This window comes from Bacteroides ovatus, assembly GCF_001314995.1.
GTDB classification, from domain to species: Bacteria; Bacteroidota; Bacteroidia; order Bacteroidales; family Bacteroidaceae; genus Bacteroides; species Bacteroides ovatus.
Window position 1 is genome coordinate 698738 of record NZ_CP012938.1, and the last position, 25430, is coordinate 724167.

The following is a 25430-nucleotide window of genomic DNA, read 5'->3' on the forward strand; positions in this document are numbered from 1 at the left end:
TAAAATCAACGATTATGAATAAAATTCAAATTCCTTGGGAAGATCGTCCTGTCGGATGTACGGACGTTATGTGGCGTTACTCACAAAATCCAGTTATCGGACGTTATCATATTCCTTCATCTAATAGTATTTTCAATAGTGCAGTTGTTCCTTTTGAGGATGGTTTTGCAGGCGTATTCCGTTGTGATAACAAAGCTGTACAGATGAATATCTTTGCAGGTTTTAGTAAGGACGGAATTCATTGGGATATCAATCATGAACCTATTCAGTTTAAAGCAGGTAACACGGAAATGATCGAGTCGGAATATAAATACGACCCTCGTGTTACATGGATTGAAGACCGCTATTGGGTGACTTGGTGTAATGGTTATCATGGCCCTACGATTGGTATTGCCTATACTTTTGACTTTAAGGAGTTTTTCCAGTGCGAAAATGCTTTCTTGCCTTTCAATCGTAATGGTGTACTTTTTCCGCAGAAGATCGATGGCAAGTATGCGATGTTGAGTCGTCCCAGTGATAATGGACATACTCCGTTTGGCGATATATACATCAGCTATAGCCCGGATATGAAATATTGGGGTGAACACCGCTGTGTAATGAAAGTGACTCCTTTCCCGGAAAGCGCTTGGCAGTGTACAAAGATTGGTGCAGGTTCAGTTCCTTTCCTTACAGATGAAGGCTGGTTGCTGTTCTATCACGGTGTAATCACTACTTGTAATGGTTTCCGTTACGCTATGGGAGCTGCCATATTGGATAAAGATCATCCGGAAAAAGTTCTTTACCGTACACGTGAATATCTGATTGGGCCGGCTGCTCCTTACGAACTTCAGGGTGACGTTCCTAATGTAGTATTCCCCTGTGCTGCTTTGCAAGATGGTGAACGTGTTGCTGTTTATTATGGTGCGGCAGATACTGTGGTAGGTATGGCCTTCGGATATATAAAAGAGATTATCGATTTTACGAAACGAACGAGTATCATTTAATAAAGATATGAAACGTATTATATTAACTTACACACTTGCTTTTTCCCTTCTTTCCGCCTATGCGGGGGAAGGGGGGAGCCCTCCCCTTAAAAATACGGATAAAAGTCTTTTGATAGATTATGTGGATCCTTTTATCGGAACTACAAATTTCGGAACGACTAATCCCGGAGCGATTTGCCCCAATGGTATGATGTCTGTGGTTCCTTTCAATGTGATGGGATCTTCCGAAAACACATACGATAAAGATGCCCGATGGTGGTCTACGCCTTATGAATATACAAATTGTTTCTTTACCGGATATGCTCATGTGAATTTGAGTGGAGTCGGTTGTCCGGAATTAGGTTCTTTATTATTGATGCCTACTACCGGAGAACTGAATGTGGATTATAAAGAATATGGTAGTAAGTATAAGGATGAACAGGCCTCACCGGGCTATTATTCTAATTATCTGACTAAATATAATGTAAAAACAGAAGTTTCGGCTACTCCGCGTAGCGGTATTGCCCGATTTACTTTCCCGAAAGGGAAAAGCCATATCCTGCTGAATCTGGGGGAGGGATTAACGAATGAGAGTGGCGCTATGCTTCGTCGTGTAAGCGATTGTGAAGTGGAAGGAGTCAAACTACTTGGTACATTTTGTTATAATCCTCAAGCTGTATTCCCCATTTACTTTGTATTGCGGGTTAAGAAGAATCCTTCTGCAACAGGGTATTGGAAGAAACAACGTCCGATGATGGGTGTTGAGGCTGAATGGGATAAGGATCAGGGAAAGTATAAACTTTATACTCGTTACGGAAAAGAAATAGCAGGAGATGACATTGGTACTTATTTCTCCTTCGATACAGAAGAAGGTGAACAGGTAGAAGTGCAAATGGGAGTTTCTTTTGTAAGCGTAGAAAATGCCCGTTTGAATCTGGATCGTGAACAGGCTGGAAAGGATTTTGAGAAGATCCATGCGGAAGCACGTTCCAAATGGAATGATGACTTGTCACGCATAACAGTGGAAGGTGGTACAGATGCCCAAAAGACTGTGTTTTATACAGCGCTTTATCATTTGCTGATTCATCCTAATATTTTGCAGGATGTGAACGGAGAATATCCGGCCATGGAAAGTGATAAGATCCTGACAACCAAAGGTGATCGCTATACCGTATTTTCTCTTTGGGATACTTACCGTAATGTTCATCAATTGCTAACCTTGGTTTATCCGGAACGTCAGATGGAAATGGTACGTACAATGCTTGATATGTATCGTGAACATGGATGGTTGCCTAAGTGGGAATTATATGGCAGAGAAACATTGACAATGGAAGGTGATCCGAGTATTCCGGTAATTGTAGATACCTGGATGAAAGGTTTGCGTGACTTTGATGTTGATTTGGCTTATGAGGCAATGTACAAATCTGCTACATTACCGGGGGCAGAAAACTTGATGCGTCCTGATAATGATGATTATATGTCTAAAGGATATGTACCCCTTCGTGAACAGTATGACAATTCCGTCTCTCATGCATTGGAATATTATATTGCTGATTTTGCACTGTCTCGTTTTGCAGATGCTTTAGGTAAAAAGAAAGATGCGGAGATGTTCTATAAACGTTCTTTAGGATACAAACATTATTATAGTAAAGGATTTGGTACTTTCCGTCCGATTCTCCCCGATGGGACGTTTTATAGCCCGTTTAATCCGAGACAAGGAGAGAACTTTGAACCGAATCCCGGTTTTCATGAAGGTAATTCCTGGAATTATACGTTCTATGTACCACATGATGTATATGGCTTGGCGAAATTAATGGGTGGAAAGAAACCTTTTATCGATAAACTACAAATGGTTTTTGATGAAGGACTTTACGACCCGGCAAATGAACCGGATATTGCTTATGCTCATTTATTCTCATACTTTAAAGGTGAAGAATGGCGTACACAGAAAGAGACGCAGCGTTTATTAGATAAGTACTTTACAACAAAACCTGATGGTATTCCAGGAAATGATGATACGGGAACGATGTCTTCCTGGGCTATTTTCAATATGATCGGTTTTTATCCGGATTGTCCCGGACTGCCCGAATATACATTGACGACTCCGGTCTTTAATAAGGTAACGATCCGGTTAGATCCGAAATGGTATAAAGAGAACGAATTGGTGATTGAAACCAATCGTACTCAACCAGGAACTTTATATATTGATAAGGTACTATTGGATGGCAAGAAGTTCAATAAATATCATATCACACATGATGAACTTGTTCACGGCAAATATTTAAAGTTTGATTTGAAATAACACACAGTGTTTCATAGGTATCGTTTTTGGGTTGACAGAGGTTGTGTCAAAACGCTGACACAGCCTTTTTTTATGCGCAAAGCCCAGACTTTCTCAAGCCCGGGCTTTGTTATTACCCAAAGTTTTCGTATCTTTAGGTATAAAGTTTTTCGTTATGGCAAAGTTACATTTTCGTCCTTACATTCCCAACCAAACCGTTCTTTTTCCACAAAGAATTGATGAAAACATAGTTGCGACCGACCCGGTCCGCATCGTGAATGCTGTTATTGACAATCTCAATCTTGAGAGTTTCAAGAAGCTTTATAAGGAAACGGGCCGTTGTCCTTATCATCCTAAAATGATGCTTAAGGTGATAATCTACGCCTACATGAATAATATCTATTCTTGCCGTAAAATAGAGAAGCACCTCCTTCGTGACATTCATTATATTTGGCTTGCCGGTAATGAGCATCCGGATTTTATCACGATCAACCGTTTTCGTAACCGTGTAAAGGAGGAAATAAATAATGTATTTACCCAGTTGGTTCTTGTCCTTGCCGATAAAGGTTTCATCAGCCTTGATGTGGAGTATATCGACGGCACCAAGATTGAATCCAAAGCCAACAAATATACTTTTGTCTGGCGCAAGACAGTCGAACGGAACCGTACGAGACTAATGGATAAAATCCGTATTCTCTTGGAACAGGTGGATGAAGCCATTGCACAGGAGAACTCTATAAAAGACACATCCGTGGAGTTTACTCCCTGCAGGCTCTCTGACATAGTGGATGAACTTAAAGAAGCCCTGGAACGCCAGCCTGCAACAAAGGATAAGGAAGAAAAGAAAGCCCTGCGCAAAAAGAAGAAGCAGGTCATGGAACTTGAAGGGTATCGTGACAAGCTGATAGAATACGACAATCACCTTGATACCCTTGGAGAACGTAACTCCTATTCCAAGACCGATCCTGGTGCCACATTCATGCGCATGAAAGAAGATGCCATGAAGAACGGGCAGACCAAACCCGGATATAATCTGCAAATAGGTACTGAAAACCAATTCATCACAGACTTCCGTCTGTTTCCCAACCCTACCGATACACTGACCCTCATACCTTTTTTCCACTCTTTCCAGTACCGCTATAACCGTTTACCGAATATCTGTGTGGCAGACTCCGGTTACGGTTCGGAAGAAAATTACCGGTTCATGCAGGAGAATGGGATAGAAGCCTTCATCAAGTACAATTACTTCCATAAAGAACAGCGTCCTCGTTATACTCCCAACCCATTCCATGCCGAAAGTCTCCATAACAATGCCCAAGAGGATTATTACGTTTGTCCTATGGGACAGCACATGAACCGTATAGGAACCAAACGTGACAAGACAGCGAGCGGATACATCATCGAAAGTGCCCGGTATAAAGCAAAAAGATGCGAAGGTTGCCCTTTGCGTGGCAGTTGTTTTAAAGCTCGGGGGAACCGTATTATAGAAGTCAACCACCGATTAAATCAATACAAACGGCAGGCACGGGAAAGGTTGCTCTCAGAAGAAGGTATCAAGCATAGAGGCAGGAGGTGTATAGAACCAGAGGCTGTGTTTGGACAAATGAAATACAACATGGCATACAGAAGATTCCGGCATGTGGGAGAAGACAAGGTTACAATGGACTTTGCTTTCTTTGCTATAGCTTTTAATATCAAAAAAATGTGTGCTAAACTGATAAAAGAAGGAAAGGGGCTCATTACAGTTGCCAAATATATGTTTATGGGACTATTTATAACCCGATATAATTGGAATATAGCAACTTGTTGCCAAATGCATGAGGAAAAAGCAGCATAGCCAAAAGAAAATATAGCAGAACTGTAAAATATAAAAGAGGTTGTGCCAACGTTTTGACACAACCTCCATTTTTTTACATTTACTTCTGTTATTACTTCTTCGAAAATAGTGACGGTATATGCCCGGGATAGTGACGGTATCGGACCAAGATAGCGTCACTATTTGTCTTGGATACCGTCACTATCTTACTTTTATTAAATTATACTCCGTAGTATTTTTAGTTATTCTCTGTTTTATAGGTGATTACAAAAATCTATTCCATACGTCTACTATGTAAATCGTATGCAATAAAATAAAAAATGAGAAGAAATTTATTTAAACATATCCTTTGGATATTGATACTTGCAGAGTGTTTTCCTCTATTGGCAATTGCCGGATCGCAGCAAAAGGAACAACGTTATAAAATAGCCGTATGTGACTGGATGATTCTGAAACGTCAGAAAATCGGTTCATTCCAATTGGTACATGAATTGAATGGTGACGGTGTAGAATTGGATATGGGTGGTCTTGGCAAGAGGGAAATGTTTGATAATAAATTGCGTGAGCCCCATTTCCAGCAGTTATTTCGTGAAACTGCTCAAAAATATCAATTAGAAGTTTCTTCTATTGCTATGTCCGGTTTCTATGGACAGTCTTTTCTGGAGCGGGCTAACTATAAAGATTTAGTTCAGGATTGCCTTCATGCCATGAAAGTGATGAATGCCAAAGTAGCCTTTCTTCCTTTGGGAGGAATCAAAGCCGGATGGGAAAAGATTCCGGCACTACGGACAGAAGTTGTAAAACGCTTGAAGGAGGTAGGAGATATGGCAGCTTCTGAAGGAGTGGTGATTGGTATTGAAACTCAACTGGATGCAAAAGGAGATGTGAAACTACTGAAAGAAATTAATTCTCCCGGAATCAAGATCTATTTTAAATTTCAAAATGCATTGGAGAATGGAAGGGATTTGTGCAAGGAGCTGAAAATTCTGGGGAAAAAGAGGATTTGCCAGATTCACTGTACGGACACAGATGGAGTGACTTTACCTTATAATGAACGATTGGACATGAATAAGGTGAAAAAGACGCTGGATAAGATGGGATGGATTGGATGGCTGGTAGTAGAACGTTCGCGCGATAAGGATGACGTGCGGAACGTGAAAAAGAATTATAGTACGAATATTAAGTATTTGAAAGAGGTGTTTCAACAGAGATAGGAGGATATTATGATATAGTTAATATTACAAAGAGAGAGAAAAAAATGCAAAATCTATTTTTTTTATTCTTTTAAGTGATTACATATTTTTTGATTGTACGTCTTTCCTTAAAAGATCTTTTAGATTTTGAAGATATAATATATTATTTTTGTTTAAATTAAAATTTAATCTATGAAGAGTAAAATGAAGATTAAAATGAAGATTGCCGGAAAGTTATGGGGCTTGTCAGCAATTCTTTTATTCGTTTCTTGTGCTAAAGGTTTTGATGATAATGAAACCTTTTCTGGAGGTGTGACAAATGCACAGTTGGAATCGCCGGTTATCGACGATAATAGCTTTTCAACCTTAACAAACTCTGATGGTACAGAAAGTGTAAAGATAACGTGGCCGGTAGTTATGGGAGCTGGAGGATATTTGCTTAATGTAGATCTTATAGAAGATCCGGCAGACCCTACAGTTACTACAGAGAATCCTGTTGTTGTGATGCAAGATAGTGTTGTAGATGGTTCATCTGTTGTATTTACGAAAACAGAAGATGCTACCTATAAAATAAAAATAAAGACACTTGGCAATGAAAAACTGAACAATAAGGAAGCACAAGAGAGTACTGATTTTAAATATGTTGCATTGGTGCCTGCTACAACAATTCCTGTAGGTGAAGATATAGCTGAATATATTAATAATCAATTGAAAGATAGTGATAAAGAACAAGCTTTTGCTTTGGAAGCAGGTAAGTCTTATGTTCTGAATGGTATTGTTGATTTTAGATTGAATGTGATTACACTTCGTAGTACTGATAAAGATAATCGTCCAACGGTAAAAGTTGGAGCTAGCGGAGGATTTATGACGCAAGCTGGATTGAAAATTAAATTCATTAATTTTGATTGTTCAGAAATGACTGGTGCTGGTTTTTTAACTCTAAGTGGAGAACCTAGTGAAACAATATCAATAAAGAGTTTAGGCTATGATAAAGATGAAGCTAATCAAGATGGTTATATCATCAATAAGCCTGTAATTATTCAGGAATGTAATATCAAAAATCTGCAGAATAGCTTGCTTTATGGTAATAAAAAACCATGGACTTTACGTGATTTCCGTATTACAGATTGCATCGTACAGATGAATAATGCTGGCTCTAATGGGGTTATTAATTTATATGGTGCTACGGGTACAATTAAAGATATGACTATTAAGAATAGTACATTTTATAATTTAGTGAAAAATAGTTCTGCTTATTTTATTCGTTATCAAAATAACTCACAACCTTGGAAATATTTTGGCAAGAGTGATAATACTTCAACTCACATTATATCCAATAATACATTCTGTAAGACTTTTTCAAATAAAGACTTTGGCAATAATATACCTAATGATAAGACCTCAATGACACAAAAAGTTGAATACAATATATTCTATGATGTATATCGTTTATATCAGTATCTTCAAAGTAATAATAAGAAATCAACTGTTGGCAATACTATTTGGGGAGTTGATGGTGGAACTCCTAATGGCAATGATACAGGAGGACGAAAAGATGATAATGGTAATCCGTTTGCTACACTTGAAGACCCTGCGTTCGTAGGTCCTTTCTTGCAGGAACTTGACTTATTAAAAACTAACGGTGGTGTTGATTTTGAACCTAAAGGTGCAGAAGCTGTAAAAAATAAAGGTGGTGACCCTCGTTGGTATAAATAAATATAAAGTATAAATTATAATGCTATAATAATGAAACATAATAATATAATTAAATTGTGCCTTGGCATATTTCTGGCTTTCACAATGGCTTTGCCTGCTATTGCCCAGAAAACACAGACATTCAAAGGTGTAGTGGTAGATACGACGGGGGAACCTATTATTGGTGCTTCTGTGAAGGTGGTAGGTACAACTACTGGGACTATAACTGATTTGGATGGTAAATTTATGGTTGTTGTTCCATCTGGAAAACAGGTTGAAATATCTTATATAGGGTATATAACACAGGTATTATCAGATTTTAAGCAGACTAAGATTGAACTGAAAGAAGATACGCAGCAGTTAGATGAGGTTGTAGTGGTAGGTTATGGTACGCAGAAAAAAGCGCATCTAACAGGAGCTATTGCTACTGTACCTATGGATGATATTCAGGATCTTGCTTCCGGTAACTTGGCAAGTACGTTGAGTGGTATGGTAAATGGACTTAGCGTTAGTGGTGGAGATGCGCGACCTGGTGAGAATGCTCGGATTAATATTCGTCAAAATGATGTTTTATCAGATATTGGTGGTACTGCTTCAGAACCATTATATGTTATTGATGGGTATATTTATCCTGTAGAAGTGAAAATTGGTGATGTTACAGAAAACTTAGGAGCAACTGCATTTAATAATTTGGATCCGTCTGTAATTGAAAGTATTTCGGTTTTGAAAGATGCTGCGGCTGCTGTATACGGTGCTCGTGCTGCCAATGGTGTTATATTGGTTACTACTAAGAGAGGTAAACAAGGTGCACCTAAGATCTCATATAGTGGAACTTTTGGCGTTGTGGATGAGGTTTCGCGTGCTAAGATGTTGAATGCTTACCAATATGGTCAACTTTGGAATGCTGTACGTGCGGCTGATCCGACTGACGTATCTATTAATTTGCAAAATGATTTGTTTCAGGCAGACGAGTTGAATGCAATGAAAGGTTTGAATTATGACTTGTTGGACAAATACTGGAAAGCGGCATTGACACAAAAACATAGTATCAATATGACCGGTGGTTCAGAAAGAGCTAATTATTTTGGAGGAATATCTTATTTTGATCAAGATGGTAATCTTGGTAATCTGGATTATAACCGTTGGAACTATCGTGCTGGTGTTGATGTGAAGATTAGTAAATGGTTAAAAGCAAGTCTTCAGGTTTCAGGTGACTATGGAAAGAAAAACAAACCGAATGTGAAGGTTGGAGGTAGTAATGACGAGAAAGACTATAATCTTCTGTTAGTTCGTCCATATTATATTCCTGAAGAAGTGAATGGTATTCCAATCGTGCCTTATGGTATTAGCAATTCACAGGTAAGTTCTTCGCAAAACTATTCATTTTCTCTGCTTCAAAACGCAGGGGATTATAATAGAACAGAAACATCGAATATGAACATTAATGCGGGACTGGAATATGATTTTGGATGGAATAAATGGTTGAAAGGGTTAAAACTAAAATTCTCTTATTCAAAGAGTATCAATTCTACAAAAAACAATCAATATGGTTCGTCATATGAACTTTATTATATGTCCAAACGTGCTGGAAGTGGAAATCATTTGTATACACCTATCCAAGGGCAGGAATCTCTTTATGAAGAGTTGCTGGCAGAAAACAATTTCTTACTAGCTAATAATGGTTCTGCTATAAACAATGCCAGTGGGGATCCTTATTTGTCTCGTACAATGAGCCGTGCTGATAATTATCAGATGAACTTCACTGCAACTTATAACCGTGATTTTGGTAGTCATCATATAGGTGCTTTGTTTTCTATTGAAAAATCAGAGGCTGAAAGTGAATATTTAGTGGGACAGGTTACTAATCCTTATGAATTTACCAATGGACAATCGAATCTAGTTCAATATAATAGTGCGTCTACTACAGAATTTAAACGTGCAGAGTCTGGTACATTATCATATATTGGTCGTGTGAACTATGCATATGCTGATAAATACTTGTTTGAGTTCCTGCTTCGCTCGGATGCATCAACCAAGTTTGCTCCTGAAAATTATTGGGGAGTTTTTCCTTCAGTTTCTGCTGGTTGGATTATATCACAAGAAGAATGGTTTAAAAAGAGTGTGAAATGGGTTGATTATTTGAAAGTACGAGCTTCATTTGGTTTAACAGGTCGGGATAATACGAAAGCATGGCAATGGATGCAGAACTATGCGGTTGATAAAGATAAAGGACCTATATTTGGTGTTAATACATCAACAAACGCTGGTAATCATATAACTATTAATAAAGAAATATCCGCTGTAAACCGTGATGCACACTGGGATAAGTCATATAAAGCAAACTTTGGTTTGGATTTCAATGTGTTGAATAACCGTTTATCATTCAATATTGATGGTTATTATGAGTGGAATCGCGAAATGTTACTCCCATATTCAGCTTCTATTCCAGGTACAGTAGGAACACAGTCTGCGAATTTTAATTATGGAGAGTTGGACACATATGGTATGGAGTTATCTGTGACTTGGAGAGATAAAATAGGAAAAGATTTTAAATATAAAGTGTCTGTGAATACCGGGTATACGGATAATAAGGTACTTATGATGGACTGGGAAACCAATCAACGTTATATGAAGATTCATGAAGGCAGTCGTACCGATATGGGAACATGGGGAATGCAGTGTCTTGGTATGTTCCGTAGTTATCAAGATATAGATGAATATTTCACCAAATATAATATTACATCATATATGGGTATGACTAAGGATAATGTAAAACCTGGTATGTTAATATATAAAGATATTCGTGGTGCAGAACAGACCGACGGAACTTATGCTGGACCAGATGGAGTTGTAAGTTATGAAAATGATCAAGTTCGTTTGTCAAACCGAAGTAATCCTTATGGTTTCACTACAAATTTGAGTGCAGAATGGAAAGGTATTTCTTTGTCTGCACAGATAAGCGCAAGTTGGGGAGGATATAGTTTTGTCCCAACATCGGCACTTAAGATCGGTAATATGGTTGGTTCAGGATCGGGTTCGTATACAGACTTGGAATATACCAATATGCCATCCTTCTGGAATACAGATAATATGTTTGTTTATAATGATGTAGTTGATGCGTCAGGTAATGTGGTTGTAAAAGCTAATCGCAATGCAAAATATCCTAACTTAAGATGGGGTAGTGTTAATAGTGTGAATTCAACATTTTGGAGAGTGAGTGGAACTCGCGTTAGCATGAATCGCTTAACATTAGCATATGCCATACCATCGAAGTTTACAAGATTGATAGGTATCGAAAGTTGTCGTTTTAATGTAACAGGACAAAACTTATTTAGTTTCTATAATCCTTATCCTGATAATTTTATAGATCCTATGACTTCTTATGGTAGTTATCCTACTTTGCGTAAGTTTACTATTGGTGTAAATGTGACATTCTAAAAAGAAATAACGATGAAAAGAAAAAATATAATAGCTTTCAGTGTTGCTTTAATGGCGATAGGTGCTTTCACTTCATGTAGTGACGAGTTTCTGCAAGATAAAAAAAATTACGACTATGTTGACGCAAGTACATATAATACATTCAGTGGCGCAAAAGCACGTGTAGATGATATATATGCTTGGTGCTTGCCTAATACGAGTTCCGAACCAAGTTGGAAATACAATAGTACCGGAGCAGCCGATTTACAGTCTAAGTCTACAGAAGAGTATAGTGGATTCGGATCATTCGTAGATCCTGACGCTCCGATGACCAGTCAGAGTGGAAACAATACGGTTCCTGATTATTTTCATAATAGTGGTAATAATATTCAGGCAAGTGTTTGGGGACGTATTCGTAATTGCAATGATGTTATTTACGGTATAGAGAATAGTACTCTTTCAGAAGAAGAAAAGAATGAGTTACTCGGACAGGTTTATTTCTTTCGTGCATGGTGTTACTACAACTTAGTGAAATGGTATGGTGGAGTGCCTATAATTACGGAAGTACAGGAACCAGTGGCAGGGGCTATCACTCCTCGTTCTACAACAAAAGCGTGTGTTGATTTTATTTGTGAGGATTTAGAGCGTTCAGCGCAGTTACTTGCTCCGTTTACTGAAAATGGAGGATGGCCTTCAAGTGATTTTGGACGTGTTACTTCCGGTACAGCACTGGCATTGAAAGGACGGACTCTTTTGTTATATGCAAGTCCGTTGTTTAACCGTAAAAATGATGTAGAACGTTGGAGGAAGGCTTATAATGAAATCACTGCTGATTTACCCAGAATAAATGCTTGTGGATATGGTTTAGCTAATGAAAGTAATGCCGGAGCTAATGCTTCAGGTTGGGCGAATGTTTTTTCAATGGTTGATGGCAATACAGAAGCTGTATTCGTAACGCTATATAATGATATAGCCACTGGCGGAGTACCTGATTTTAGTAAAAACAACTCATGGGAACATGGTATTCGGCCATCAAATGCCATGGGAGGTGGTGGCAAAACTCCTTCTGCTATGATGGTTGATATGTTTCCTATGGCTGATGGAAAAAGACCTTCTACGTGCAATACTTATACTACACTAGAGCAATCTTCTGTTGCTTATGATAAAAATGTTCCATTTGCCAATCGTGATCCTCGTTTTTATCGGACGTTTGCTTTCCCTGGAGTACGTTGGGCTTTCAGTGGTGATCCTAAGAACGCAAGCAATAATAATCCTTATACAGGGGATAAGTATAATTTGTGGAACTATGTTTGGTATGCTAATGAGAGTGATAGAGATAATGAAGAGGCTAGTAGCTCTAATACTTATGGTGCGGATAACTTGTTGACAAATGCTAAAGGTTTCTATATACGTAAACGTTCGGATGATTTAGATGTGAATTCGAATGCCAGATATAAATTTAGTCAAGCAAATGGTTTTAAATTTAGTGGCAGCCCATATTTGGAGATTCGTTATGCTGAAGTGTTGTTGAATTATGCAGAAGCTGCATGTGGTGCTGGTGAAATGGGAGTAGCTGTTGAACAATTGAAGAAGATACGTGCTCGTGTAGGATATACATCTGCAAATAATTTCGGTTTACAGACCAACTTGTCAGGTGACCAAGCTGCATGTTTTGCTGCCATCTTGTACGAACGTCAGATTGAATTGGCTTATGAAGGAAAACGTTTTGATGACTTACGCCGTTGGATGTTGTTTGATGGTGGTGCAGAAAGAGCAGAAGGTGCTCCTGACACATGGGTTCCGTCTGGTTGGAATGGAAACACTTGCACTTATTTAGGTTTTAAACAACTCAATGGGCAACGCCGTGATAATCTTGAATTCCGTGTTAGTAGTACTCATGAGAGTAAAGGGCTTGGTGGTACATCGTGGGAAATAAATGGAGTAAATCCAGACCCTTTAAAAGATGTAACACGTCCGGATGCATTAGATTTGAGACAAGCGGATATTTCCAGTCAACAGAATAAGTTAGTTGAGTTTTATAATACTTATTTGACGCGTAAAATGAAGAAAGGTGATGCATATACTACTGATCATACACCTAAATATATGAATTTTCTTCCTAGATATTACTTCCTAGGTTTTGCGGAAGGAGCTCAAAAGGCTAATCAGACATTGCCACAGACTATTGGTTGGGCAGATTATAATAATGGTGGTGCTAACGGTACTTTCGATCCATTAGCAGAATAAATTTATAATATCTGATTTATCTTGATAACGTCTCTAATATCTCTTGAATGAGAGGATTGGAGACGTTATTTTTTTGATAGGAATATGGGTTATGAGGGAAAAACATATTTAGGATAATAAATTCTGTTCTACTGATTACAAATCTTTTCTTCTTTCGTCTTATTATTGTATTTTTGAATTAACAACTTCACAAAACCAAATAAAAATGAAGAAGAAACAGGTACTTTTAGCAGTTTTTGCTGCAACAATGTTGACTCCGACCGTTGCATGGGCGCAATACCCACAAATAACCGGCGAAGCCAAAGAAAATTATACAAAGATGATGACTGAAGAGCGGAAGCGCTCTGATGAAGCATGGGCGAAGGCACTTCCAATAGTGCAGAAAGAAGCGAAGGAAGGACGTCCATATATTCCTTGGGCTGGTCGTCCGTACGATTTGCCGCAGGCTGATATCCCTTCATTCCCAGGTGCCGAAGGTGGTGGTATGTATAGTTTCGGTGGCCGTGGCGGCAAAGTGATAACTGTTACAAATCTGAATGATCGTGGACCGGGCTCTTTCCGTGAGGCATGTGAAACTGGCGGTGCACGTATTATTGTGTTCAATGTTGCCGGTATCATCCGTCTGGAATCTCCGATTATCGTCCGTGCTCCCTATGTAACCATTGCAGGGCAAACAGCTCCGGGAGACGGTGTTTGTATTGCCGGCGAGTCATTTTGGGTAGACACACATGATGTTGTTGTACGTCATATGCGTTTCCGTCGTGGAGAAACGAAAGTATGGCATCGCGATGACTCTTTCGGAGGTAATCCTGTTGGTAATATAATGATCGACCACTGTTCCTGTACATGGGGATTGGATGAAAACATTTCTTTCTATCGCCACATGTACGACCCGAGTGAAGGACAATATGAAAGCAAAGACTTGAAACTTCCTACTGTAAACGTAACTATTCAAAATACTATCTCGGCAAAAGCGTTGGATACATACAATCATGCGTTTGGTAGCACGTTAGGTGGTGAGAATTGTGCATTTGCCCGTAACCTTTGGGCTAGTAACTCCGGACGTAATCCTTCTATCGGTTGGAATGGCATATTCAATTTCGTTAATAATGTAGTATTCAATTGGGTGCACCGTTCTTCTGATGGTGGTGATTATACCGCTATGTTCAATATGATTAACAACTACTACAAACCGGGACCTGCTACTCCTAAGGATTCCAATGTAGGACATCGTATCTTGAAACCGGAAGCAGGACGTAGTAAGCTGGATCATAAAGAATATGGGCGAGTATATGCCGACGGAAATATAATGGAAGGCTATCCTGAAATAACTAAAGACAACTGGAATGGCGGTATTCAGATTGAAACTCAACCGAACACTGACGGATATACTGAATACATGCGTAGCTATAAGCCGTTCGAGATGCCGTATATCAATATCATGGGGGCTAAAGATGCTTATGACTATGTATTGAAACATGTAGGTGCGAATATTCCTTGTCGTGATATTGTTGACGAACGTGTGATTGAAGAAGTAAGAACAGGTATTCCTTATTATGAAAAGAAACTTCCTAAAGACGCTTATGGTGACTTGACAGGTTTGTCTCCTAAGTCAATGGGGGAAGACGGACAGTTCAAGTATCGTCGTTTGCCGAAAGATTCTTATAAGCAGGGTATTATTACTGATGTTCGCCAGATGGGTGGTTATCCTGAATACAAAGGTACTCCTTATGTTGATACAGACAAAGATGGTATGCCGGACGAATGGGAAATTGCTAACGGATTAAATCCGAACGATCCGAGTGATGCCAATAAAGACTGTACTGGTGACGGATATACGAATATTGAAAAATATATCAACGGTATCAGCACAAAGCATAAAGTAGATTGGAGAGATATGAAGAACAACTACGATACATTGGCTGAAAAAGGAAAATTAATGTAATTATGAAAAAGATACTGATACTATCATTGCTTTTTATTTCCGGTTGGATGTCTGCGCAGGCAGTCGACTTAAATAAAGAGAATCGTGATCCTGAATATGTAAAGTCTATTGTCGGCCGATCACAAAAGATCGTTGATAAACTCGGACTTACAGATGCGAAAATAGCCGAAGATGTTCGCAATGTCATAGCCAATCGTTACTTCGAATTAAATGATATTTATGAGGTACGGGATGCGAAAGTCAAGAAAGTAAAAGAATCCGGGTTGACTGGTGAGGCTAAAAATGAAGCTTTGAAAGCTGCGGAAAATGAAAAAGATGCGGCACTATATCGTTCACATTTCGCTTTTCCTGCCAATTTATCTCTCTTTCTTGATGAAAAGCAAATAGAAGCTGTTAAAGATGGCATGACTTATGGAGTAGTAAAAGTGACTTATGACTCACATCTGGACATGATTCCTACTTTGAAAGAAGAAGAAAAAGCTCAAATTTATGCTTGGTTGATAGAGGCCCGTGAATTTGCGTTGGATGCAGAAAATTCGAATAAGAAACACGCTGCTTTCGGAAAATACAAAGGACGTATCAACAACTATCTGGCTAAACGTGGATATGACCTGAAGAAAGAACGAGAGGAATGGTATAAACGTATAAAAGCCCGTGGAGGTTCTATATAATTAAAAAATAAGATACTATAAAAAGAAGTGAAATTCTTTCCCATTGTAAATGGTTAGTTTGTTTGATGGTGGAAAGGGTGGCTCGGAGAGTCGCCCTTTTATCGTATATAAATTTTGAATCTATTGATTCTTCTAGTATATTTGAGTACAAATGACGCTTTCTATCGTCTCCTCTGTATAAAAGATACAAATATAGAATATACAAATGAAAAAGTTAAGAAATACATTAGCCGCAATAAGTCTTCTGTTTCTGGCTTCTTGTGGGGGGAACAAAGACTACTACATGTTCACTTCGTTTCATGAACCGGCTGATGAGGGGTTGAGATACTTATACAGTGAGGACGGAATTCACTGGGACAGTATTCCGGGAGTTTGGCTAAAGCCGGAACTGGGACAGCACCAGCTTATGCGGGACCCCTCGATGGTACGTACTCCGGATGGTACCTACCATTTGGTTTGGACTACAAGTTGGAAAGGTGATTTAGGATTTGGCTATGCACATTCCAAGGATCTGATTCATTGGTCGGAACAACAGATGATTCCTGTAATGGCAGACGAACCGACTACCATTAATGTATGGGCTCCGGAAATTTTCTATGACGACGAGAATGATCAGTTTATGGTAGTATGGGCTTCCTGTGTCCCCGGGCGTTTCGAAAAGGGAATAGAAGAAGAGAATAATAATCATCGTTTATACTATATCACTACAAAAGATTTTAAAACCGTTTCGAAAGCAAAACTTTTGTATGATCCAGGATTCAGTACCATTGATGCCGTTATCGTGAAACGGGCAAAGAATGACTATGTAATGGTACTCAAGGATAACACCCGTCCGGAACGTAATCTGAAAATCGCTTTTTCCGATTCTATGACCGGTCCTTATTCGCCCGCATCCCAGCCTTTCACAGAATCCTTTGTAGAAGGACCGTCTGTAGAGAAAGTGGGAGACGATTATCTAATCTACTTTGATGTATATAAGAAAAAAATATATGGCGCTATGCGTACGAAGGATTTCCGGAACTTTACAGATGTAACAGAAGAGGTAAGCATCCCTGTAGGGCATAAGCATGGGACCATATTTACGGCTCCGGAATCAGTCGTAAAAGCATTACTCGAAGAAAAGAAATAAACCCGGAAACAATTTTAAATCAGAATAAATCATGAACAACTCTGCTAAAATTCTTGTTGTACTGGCTGCCGGTTGGTTGACTACTACAGCCTTTGCACAAGATAGAATTCATTATACAGGAAAAGAATTATCGAATCCTGCTTGTCACGACGGACAACTGTCTCCGGTAGTCGGAGTACATAACATTCAGTTGGTACGTGCCAATCGTGAACATCCCGATGCTTCGAACGGCAATGGATGGACGTATAATCATCAGCCGATGCTGGCTTATTGGAATGGACAGTTTTTCTATCAATACCTGGCAGATCCTTCTGACGAACACGTACCGCCTTCACAGACTTTTCTGATGACATCGAAGGATGGATATCGCTGGACAAATCCGGAAATTGTGTTTCCTCCTTATCAAGTTCCCGATGGATACACCAAAGAGTCTCGTCCGGGTGTGCAGGCCAAAGATCTGATTGCCATTATGCACCAGCGTGTCGGATTCTATGTTTCTAAATCCGGCAAGCTGATTACAATGGGAAATTATGGAGTTGCTTTGGATAAAAAAGATGATCCCAATGATGGAAACGGTATTGGCCGGGTGGTTCGTGAAATAAAGAAAGACGGTTCTTACGGACCGATCTATTTCATTTATTATAATCATGGATTTAATGAAAAGAATACTGATTATCCGTATTTTAAGAAAAGCAAGGATCGTGAGTTTGTGAAGGCTTGCCAGGAAATTCTTGACAATCCGCTGTATATGATGCAGTGGGTGGAAGAAGCCGACCGTGAAGATCCTATTCTCCCGCTGAAGAAAGGATACAAAGCATTCAATTGTTATACATTGCCGGATGGACGTATTGCCAGTCTTTGGAAACATGCGCTTACCTCTATCAGTGAGGATGGCGGACATACTTGGGCAGAGCCTGTGCTTCGTGCAAAAGGTTTCGTCAATAGCAATGCGAAAATTTGGGGGCAGCGTTTAAGTGATGGTACATACGCCACTGTATATAATCCGTCGGAATTTCGTTGGCCGCTGGCTATATCTTTGAGTAAAGATGGATTGGAATATACAACATTGAATCTGGTGCATGGTGAAATCACTCCCATGCGTTATGGAGGAAATTATAAATCATACGGTCCTCAATATCCACGTGGTATTCAGGAAGGCAATGGGGTACCTGCCGATGGTGATTTGTGGGTTTCTTACAGTGTGAACAAGGAAGATATGTGGATTTCCCGTATTCCTGTCCCGGTGGAAATAAATGCTTCAGCACATGCGGATGATGATTTCTCTAAAAATAAATCAATTGCGGAACTGACTGACTGGAATATTTATTCTCCGGTTTGGGCCCCTGTTTCTTTGGAGGATCAATGGTTGAAGTTGCAGGATAAAGATCCGTTTGATTATGCCAAAGTGGAACGTAAAATTCCGGCCTCTAAAGAATTAAAAGTATCATTTGATTTGAAAGCCGGCCAGAATAATAAAGGTACACTCCACATTGAATTTCTGGATGAGAATGGAATAGCTTGTTCCCGTATGGAACTTACTGATGATGGCATTTTCCGATTGAAAGGCGGCTCCCGGTTTGCAAATATGATGAAATATGAAGCAGGAAAGATTTATCATGTAGAAGCAGTCCTTTCTACTGTTGATCGTAATATTCAAGTGTATGTAGATGGCAAGAGAGTAGGGTTGCGTATGTTCTATGCGCCCGTGGCTGCTGTGGAGCGAATCGTATTCCGTACTGGCGTACCTCGTACATTCCCGACTGTAGATACTCCTGCCGACCAGACTTATGATCTGCCGAATGCAGGTGCGCAAGATCCATTGGCTGAATATGGCATTGCCAATGTAAAAACATCTTCTACAGATAAAGATGCGTCTTCTGCTTTTTTAAAGTATGCTGACTTCAGTCATTATGCAGACTATTTCAACGGTATGGAAGACGAAAATATTGTTCAGGCAATTCCCAATGCAAAGGCTTCGGAATGGATGGAGGAAAATATTCCTTTGTTCGAGTGTCCGCAACATAACTTTGAAGAAATGTATTATTATCGTTGGTGGTCATTGCGTAAGCATATCAAAGAGACTCCTGTTGGCTATGGCATGACCGAGTTTCTCGTTCAGCGTTCTTATTCAGATAAATATAATTTGATTGCCTGTGCAATTGGACATCACATTTATGAAAGCCGTTGGTTGCGTGATCCGAAATATTTGGATCAGATTATTCATACATGGTATCGTGGCAATGATGGCGGTCCGATGAAGAAAATGGATAAGTTCAGCTCATGGAACGCAGATGCTGTTTTGGCTCGTTACATGGTAGATGGTGATAAGGACTATCTGCTGGATATGAAGAAAGATCTGGAAACCGAATACCAGCGTTGGGAACGTACGAACCGTTTGAAGAACGGATTGTATTGGCAGGGTGACGTACAGGATGGTATGGAAGAATCAATCAGTGGCGGACGGAGGAAGAAATATGCCCGGCCGACAATCAATAGTTATATGTATGGCAATGCTAAAGCACTTTCATGTATAGGAATTCTTTCCGGTGATGAGGGGATGGCTATGAAATATGGCATGAGAGCAGATACTTTGAAAAATCTGGTAGAAAATGAATTGTGGAATACACGTCATCAGTTTTTTGAGACGATGCGTACGGACTCTTCCGCGAATGTGCGTGAAGCAATCGGATATATTCCTTGGTATTTCAACCTGCCGGATACCACCCAAAAGTATGAAATTGCCTGGAAAGAAATTATGGATGAAAAAGGCTTCTCTGCTCCTTATGGATTGACAACTGCAGAACGTCGTCATCCGGAGTTCCGTACACGTGGAGTAGGCAAATGTGAATGGGACGGTGCTATCTGGCCGTTTGCTTCCGCACAGACATTGACAGCAATGGCTAACTTTATGAATAATTATCCGCAGACTGTATTGTCTGACAGTGTATATTTCCGTCAGATGGAATTGTATGTGGAATCACAGTATCATCGTGGTCGTCCCTATATTGGTGAATATTTGGATGAGGTGACCGGTTATTGGCTGAAAGGAGATCAGGAACGTAGCCGTTATTATAACCATTCCACTTTCAACGACCTGATAATTACAGGATTGATCGGGCTTCGTCCGCGTTTGGATAATACGATTGAAGTGAACCCCTTAATTCCTGCCGACAAGTGGGATTGGTTCTGCCTGGATAATGTATTATATCATGGTCATAATCTGACGATTCTTTGGGATAAGAATGGTGATCGCTATCATTGCGGAAAAGGATTGCGCATTTTTGTAGATGGTAAGGAAGTAGGGCAGGCGAATACATTGACAAAAATCGTTTGTGAAAATGCACTTAAATGATAATTTTGCGGAGTGCCCTGAAAGGGCTTAATTATATAGCGTAGGGCAACGCCCTACGTAAAAACGACAATCTGAATTTGCGCCCTGAAAGGGCATAATTGTATACAGTTCCGCCCTTTCAGGGCTTGTGGCTGGTGTGTTTTTTTCGTAGGGTGTTACCCTACGCTATATAATTAAGCCCTTTCAGGGCACTCCAATAAATATATAATTGTAAGGCTTTCAGCCTAACCGATAAATTCTCATTTAACCGATAAATTCTCATTTATCGAACAAATAAAAGATACTTGAAAAATGAAATTCAAAAAGATTCTTCTTTCATTGCTAATTTGTTTGTCTTGTTTTGTACAGGCGAAGAATATAACCATCAGTCGTCTTACCTGTGAGATGCAGGAGGGACTGGTAGTGGTCGAAGGTTCACCCCGTTTGGGCTGGGTGATGGAATCGCCGGAAAATGGGACACGACAATCTGCCTATGAGATTGATATTCGGGAAGCTTTTACAGGGCGTTCCGTTTGGAATAGTGGGAAGGTTTATTCTTCGCAGAGCCAGTTAGTTTCTACAAAGGGGGCAGATATACGTCCTGATAACTCATTTAATTATAGTTGGCGCGTTCGTGTTTGGGATGAAACAGATACACCTTCCGAGTGGAGCAGTGAAGCGAAATTCCGGGCAGTACCCGAAAGATTATCTTCGGGGCAGTGGATTGGAGCTATTACCCGACAAAATGCTCATTTACCGGAAGGGCGTAAGTTCCACGGTGGAGAGCTGAAGAAACCGGAAGTGAAAGCTGCTTGGGAAGCAGTGGACACTTTGGCAAAGAAAAGTATTTGTTTGAGAAGAACATTCCAGGTAGGAGATGCGAAAGAAGGGGGTGCAAACCGTAAACCGGGCAAGAAAATAGTGGAGGCAACGGCATACGTTTGTGGTCTGGGATTCTATGAGTTTTCTTTGAATGGCAAAAAGGTGGGTAACAGTGAGTTTGCCCCATTGTGGAGTGATTATGATAAAACTGTTTACTATAACACATACGATGTGACGGAACAATTGCGGCGTGGTGAAAATGTCGTAGGAATCTTATTGGGGAATGGATTCTATAATGTGCAGGGGGGGCGTTATCGCAAATTACAGATCAGCTTTGGTCCTCCCACACTTTTATTTGAGCTGGTTATTAACTACGAAGATGGAACATGTACGACGGTTCATTCCGATAATAATTGGAAATATGATTTTAGTCCGGTAACCTTCAATTGCATATATGGAGGAGAAGATTATGATGCGCGTCGTGAACAGAAAGGATGGAATCAGATTGGCTTTGATGACAGTCATTGGCGTCCGGTAGTCATACAGGAAGCTCCTAAAGGAATACTTCGTCCACAGATGGCGGCTCCGGTGAAAATCATGGAACGGTATGATATTCAAAAGGTAACCAAACTAAATGCGGACCAAGTTGCATCAGCTTCTGTATCAACTAAGAGAACAGTCGATCTTTCTGCTTTTGTGTTGGATATGGGACAGAATTTGGCTGGCTTTCCGGAAATAACAGTACGTGGCAAACGTGGTCAGAAAGTAACTTTGATTGTAGCCGAAGCATTGACAGAGGAAGGTGCTTGCAATCAGCGTCAGACAGGGCGTCAACACTATTACGAATACACTCTGAAAGGGGAAGGCGATGAAACCTGGCACCCTCGTTTCTCTTATTATGGTTTTAGATATATTCAGGTAGAGGGGGCTGTCTTAAAAGGACAGAAGAATCCGCAGAAATTGCCTGTATTAAAGAATATTCAATCCTGTTTCGTCTATAATTCAGCCAGGAAAGTTTCCACTTTCGAATCATCCAACCGGATATTTAATGCTGCCCATCGATTGATCGAGAAAGCGGTTCGCAGCAATATGCAGTCTGTGTTTACGGATTGTCCGCATCGTGAGAAACTTGGGTGGCTGGAACAGGTACATCTGAATGGTCCGGGTTTGTTGTATAACTATGATTTGACAGCATACGCTCCGCAGATTATGCAGAATATGGCAGATGCACAACATTCCAACGGGGCCATGCCGACAACTGCTCCGGAATACGTGATTTTTGAAGGTCCGGGTATGGATGCTTTTGCCGAATCTCCGGAGTGGGGTGGTTCTTTGGTTATTTTCCCTTTTATGTACTATGAGACTTATGGAGACGATTCATTGATTAAGAAATATTATCCGAATATGCGTCGTTACGTGGATTATCTCAAGACTCGTGCAGATAAAGGTATTCTTTCTTTCGGATTGGGAGACTGGTATGATTACGGAGATTTTCGTGCGGGATTCTCACGGAATACGCCCGTTCCTTTGGTGGCTACTGCGCATTATTACATGACAGTCATGTATTTGGTACAAGCTGCGAAAATGGTAGGTAATGACTTTGACATTCATTATTACACTTCGTTGGCACAGGATATAATGGTTGCATTTAATAAATGTTTTCTTCATAAAGATACGGCACAATATGGTACAGGAAGCCAATGTAGTAATGCGCTTCCGCTGTTCCTCCAAATGACGCAGGATGCAGATGAACAAGGTAACTACCGACCGGATGCAGATTTGAATGAGAAAGTATTCGCGAATCTGATAAAAGATGTGGAAGCACATGGCAACCGTTTGACTACCGGTGATGTGGGAAACCGTTATCTGATTCAGACATTGGCGCGTAATGGGGAACATGAACTTATTTATAAAATGTTCAATCATGAAGAAGCTCCCGGATATGGTTTCCAGTTAAAATTCGGCGCTACAACTTTGACCGAGCAATGGGACCCCCGTCAAGGTTCTTCCTGGAATCACTTTATGATGGGACAGATTGATGAATGGTTCTTTAATTCACTGGTCGGTATTCGTCCTTCTACCACTCCAAAACAAGGTTATCAGAAGTTCATCATCGCTCCCCAACCTGTGGGAGATTTGAAATATGTCAAAGCGTCGTATGAAACTTTATACGGTACCATTAATGTGGACTGGACTTGTGAGAATGGGACTTTCACTTTAAACGTGTCTGTTCCGGTGAATACTACCGCTGTTGTTTATCTCCCGGGCGGAAAAGAACCGAAAGAAATACAGAGCGGAACATATCAATTGGTTTGTGCAAAATAAAAGAACCTTTTTGTATATATTTGTAGAATTAAAAAACAATGTATTCGTATAAAAAATCATGCAGCATCTTTATTTTAATCATGTAGCATGTTTGAAAAAAACATCTCAATGATTGTCTTCAAACATTGGGAAGAAAAAAAGATTCTATTAGCATGATTTTTTAGAAGGAAACGATGAAATATACTTTAATAATATCGATTATGAATTTACGAACAACTCTTTTTGTCTTTCTTTGCTTCTGTGCAACCACAGTTCTTCGTGCCGAGCGTGTAGATATGCTGAAGGCCGGTGCAAAAGCAAATGGCAAGACTCTTAATACAAAGCTAATCAATTCAACGATTGACCGTCTGAACCGTGGCGGCGGAGGTACTCTTTTCTTTCCTGCCGGAACTTACCTGACGGGGAGTATCCATCTGAAAAGTAATATTACACTGGAGTTGGAAGCCGGAGCTACCTTGCTCTTTTCCGATAACTTTGATGACTATCTTCCTTTTGTCGAGGTTCGTCATGAAGGAGTGATGATGAAAAGTTTCCAGCCTTTGATTTATGCGGTAGATGCCGAGAATATTACGATCAAAGGAGAAGGAACTTTGGACGGACAAGGAAAGAAATGGTGGATGGAGTTCTTTCGTGTCATGATTGATTTGAAAGACAATGGCATGCGTGATGTGAATAAATATCAGTCCATGTGGGATGCAGCAAATGATACGACAGCAATTTATGCTGAAACGAACAAGGATTATGTAAATACATTGCAACGTCGCTTTTTCCGTCCTCCGTTCATTCAGCCCGTTCGTTGTAAGAAAGTAAAGATTGAAGGAGTGAAAATCATAAATTCTCCCTTCTGGACGGTCAATCCGGAGTTTTGCGACAATGTAACTATAAAGGGGATCACCATAGATAATGCGCCCTCACCAAATACGGACGGAGTGAATCCGGAATCCTGCCGCAACGTACATATCAGCGACTGCCATATATCAGTAGGAGACGATTGCATCACAATCAAGTCGGGAAGAGATGCGCAGGCCCGTCGTTTGGGAGTACCTTGCGAGAATATCACTATCACCAACTGCACCATGCTTTCCGGTCACGGAGGCGTTGTTATCGGCAGCGAGATGAGTGGGAGTGTGCGTAAAGTTACTATTTCTAATTGCGTGTTTGACGGAACAGATCGTGGAATCCGTATTAAGTCGACCCGTGGAAGGGGAGGAGTCGTTGAAGATATTCGTGTCAGCAACGTCGTAATGAGCAACATTAAACAGGAAGCTGTCGTATTGAATTTGAAATACAGTAAAATGCCTGTCGAACCTAAGAGTGAACGCACTCCGATATTCCGTAACGTACATATCAGCGGAATGACTGTGACAAACGTAAAGACTCCGATCAAAATAGTGGGCTTGGAAGAAGCGCCGATATCTGACATCGTTTTGCGTGATATTCACATTCAAGAAGGGAAACAGAAATGTATCTTCGAAAATTGTGAACGTATCACGATGGATGACGTAATCGTCAATGGTGAAGTAATTAAAAGCACCACAAATACTACAGATTAACACAGATTTTTAATTCGACTAAATTATAAGAATAATAAATCTG

The 25430-nt window shown here is 40.0% G+C and carries 13 protein-coding genes; all 13 read left to right on the top strand.

Annotation, left to right across the window (positions count from 1 at the left end; translation table 11 throughout):
• Window positions 1-14 precede the first annotated feature (14 nt).
• The 13 genes from Bovatus_RS02850 (at window position 15) to Bovatus_RS02910 (ending at window position 25387) form a co-directional block, all read left to right on the top strand.
• Complete coding sequence (locus tag Bovatus_RS02850; protein ID WP_004318517.1) at window positions 15-983, top strand: 1,4-beta-mannosyl-N-acetylglucosamine phosphorylase; 969 nt, start codon at window positions 15-17, stop codon at window positions 981-983.
• A 7-nt stretch (window positions 984-990) separates the two neighbouring features.
• Window positions 991-3264 (top strand): GH92 family glycosyl hydrolase, encoded by a 2274-nt coding sequence (locus tag Bovatus_RS02855; RefSeq protein ID WP_004300474.1) that lies wholly within the window; start codon window positions 991-993, stop codon window positions 3262-3264.
• Window positions 3265-3418: 154 nt separating this feature from the next.
• Window positions 3419-5080, top strand: coding sequence for an IS1182-like element ISBf3 family transposase (locus tag Bovatus_RS02860; RefSeq protein WP_004300475.1), 1662 nt, complete (start codon window positions 3419-3421; stop codon window positions 5078-5080).
• A 299-nt stretch (window positions 5081-5379) separates the two neighbouring features.
• Window positions 5380-6273: a sugar phosphate isomerase/epimerase family protein gene (locus Bovatus_RS02865; protein WP_004300476.1), complete on the top strand. Its 894-nt coding sequence runs from the start codon at window positions 5380-5382 to the stop codon at window positions 6271-6273.
• A 171-nt stretch (window positions 6274-6444) separates the two neighbouring features.
• Complete coding sequence (locus Bovatus_RS02870) at window positions 6445-7968, top strand: DUF4992 family lipoprotein (RefSeq protein ID WP_004300477.1); 1524 nt, start codon at window positions 6445-6447, stop codon at window positions 7966-7968.
• Between the two features lie 30 nt (window positions 7969-7998).
• Window positions 7999-11385 carry a SusC/RagA family TonB-linked outer membrane protein gene (locus Bovatus_RS02875; RefSeq protein ID WP_004300478.1) on the top strand — a complete coding sequence of 1129 codons (3387 nt, stop codon included), beginning with the start codon at window positions 7999-8001 and terminating at the stop codon, window positions 11383-11385.
• Window positions 11386-11397: 12 nt separating this feature from the next.
• Window positions 11398-13611: a RagB/SusD family nutrient uptake outer membrane protein gene (locus Bovatus_RS02880; RefSeq protein WP_004300479.1), complete on the top strand. Its 2214-nt coding sequence runs from the start codon at window positions 11398-11400 to the stop codon at window positions 13609-13611.
• 205 nt (window positions 13612-13816) lie between these two features.
• Window positions 13817-15556, top strand: coding sequence for a thrombospondin type 3 repeat-containing protein (locus Bovatus_RS02885; protein WP_004300480.1), 1740 nt, complete (start codon window positions 13817-13819; stop codon window positions 15554-15556).
• Between the two features lie 2 nt (window positions 15557-15558).
• Window positions 15559-16227: a DUF3826 domain-containing protein gene (locus tag Bovatus_RS02890; RefSeq protein WP_004300481.1), complete on the top strand. Its 669-nt coding sequence runs from the start codon at window positions 15559-15561 to the stop codon at window positions 16225-16227.
• Between the two features lie 205 nt (window positions 16228-16432).
• Window positions 16433-17356 carry a glycoside hydrolase family 43 protein gene (locus Bovatus_RS02895; protein ID WP_004300482.1) on the top strand — a complete coding sequence of 308 codons (924 nt, stop codon included), beginning with the start codon at window positions 16433-16435 and terminating at the stop codon, window positions 17354-17356.
• 31 nt (window positions 17357-17387) lie between these two features.
• Window positions 17388-20708, top strand: coding sequence for an MGH1-like glycoside hydrolase domain-containing protein (locus Bovatus_RS02900; RefSeq protein WP_004300483.1), 3321 nt, complete (start codon window positions 17388-17390; stop codon window positions 20706-20708).
• Between the two features lie 291 nt (window positions 20709-20999).
• The gene (locus Bovatus_RS02905) at window positions 21000-23834 is read left to right on the top strand and encodes a glycoside hydrolase family 78 protein (protein WP_004300484.1); all 2835 of its coding nucleotides are present in this window, start codon (window positions 21000-21002) and stop codon (window positions 23832-23834) included.
• A 200-nt stretch (window positions 23835-24034) separates the two neighbouring features.
• The gene (locus tag Bovatus_RS02910) at window positions 24035-25387 is read left to right on the top strand and encodes a glycoside hydrolase family 28 protein (RefSeq protein WP_004306223.1); all 1353 of its coding nucleotides are present in this window, start codon (window positions 24035-24037) and stop codon (window positions 25385-25387) included.
• Window positions 25388-25430 lie beyond the last annotated feature (43 nt).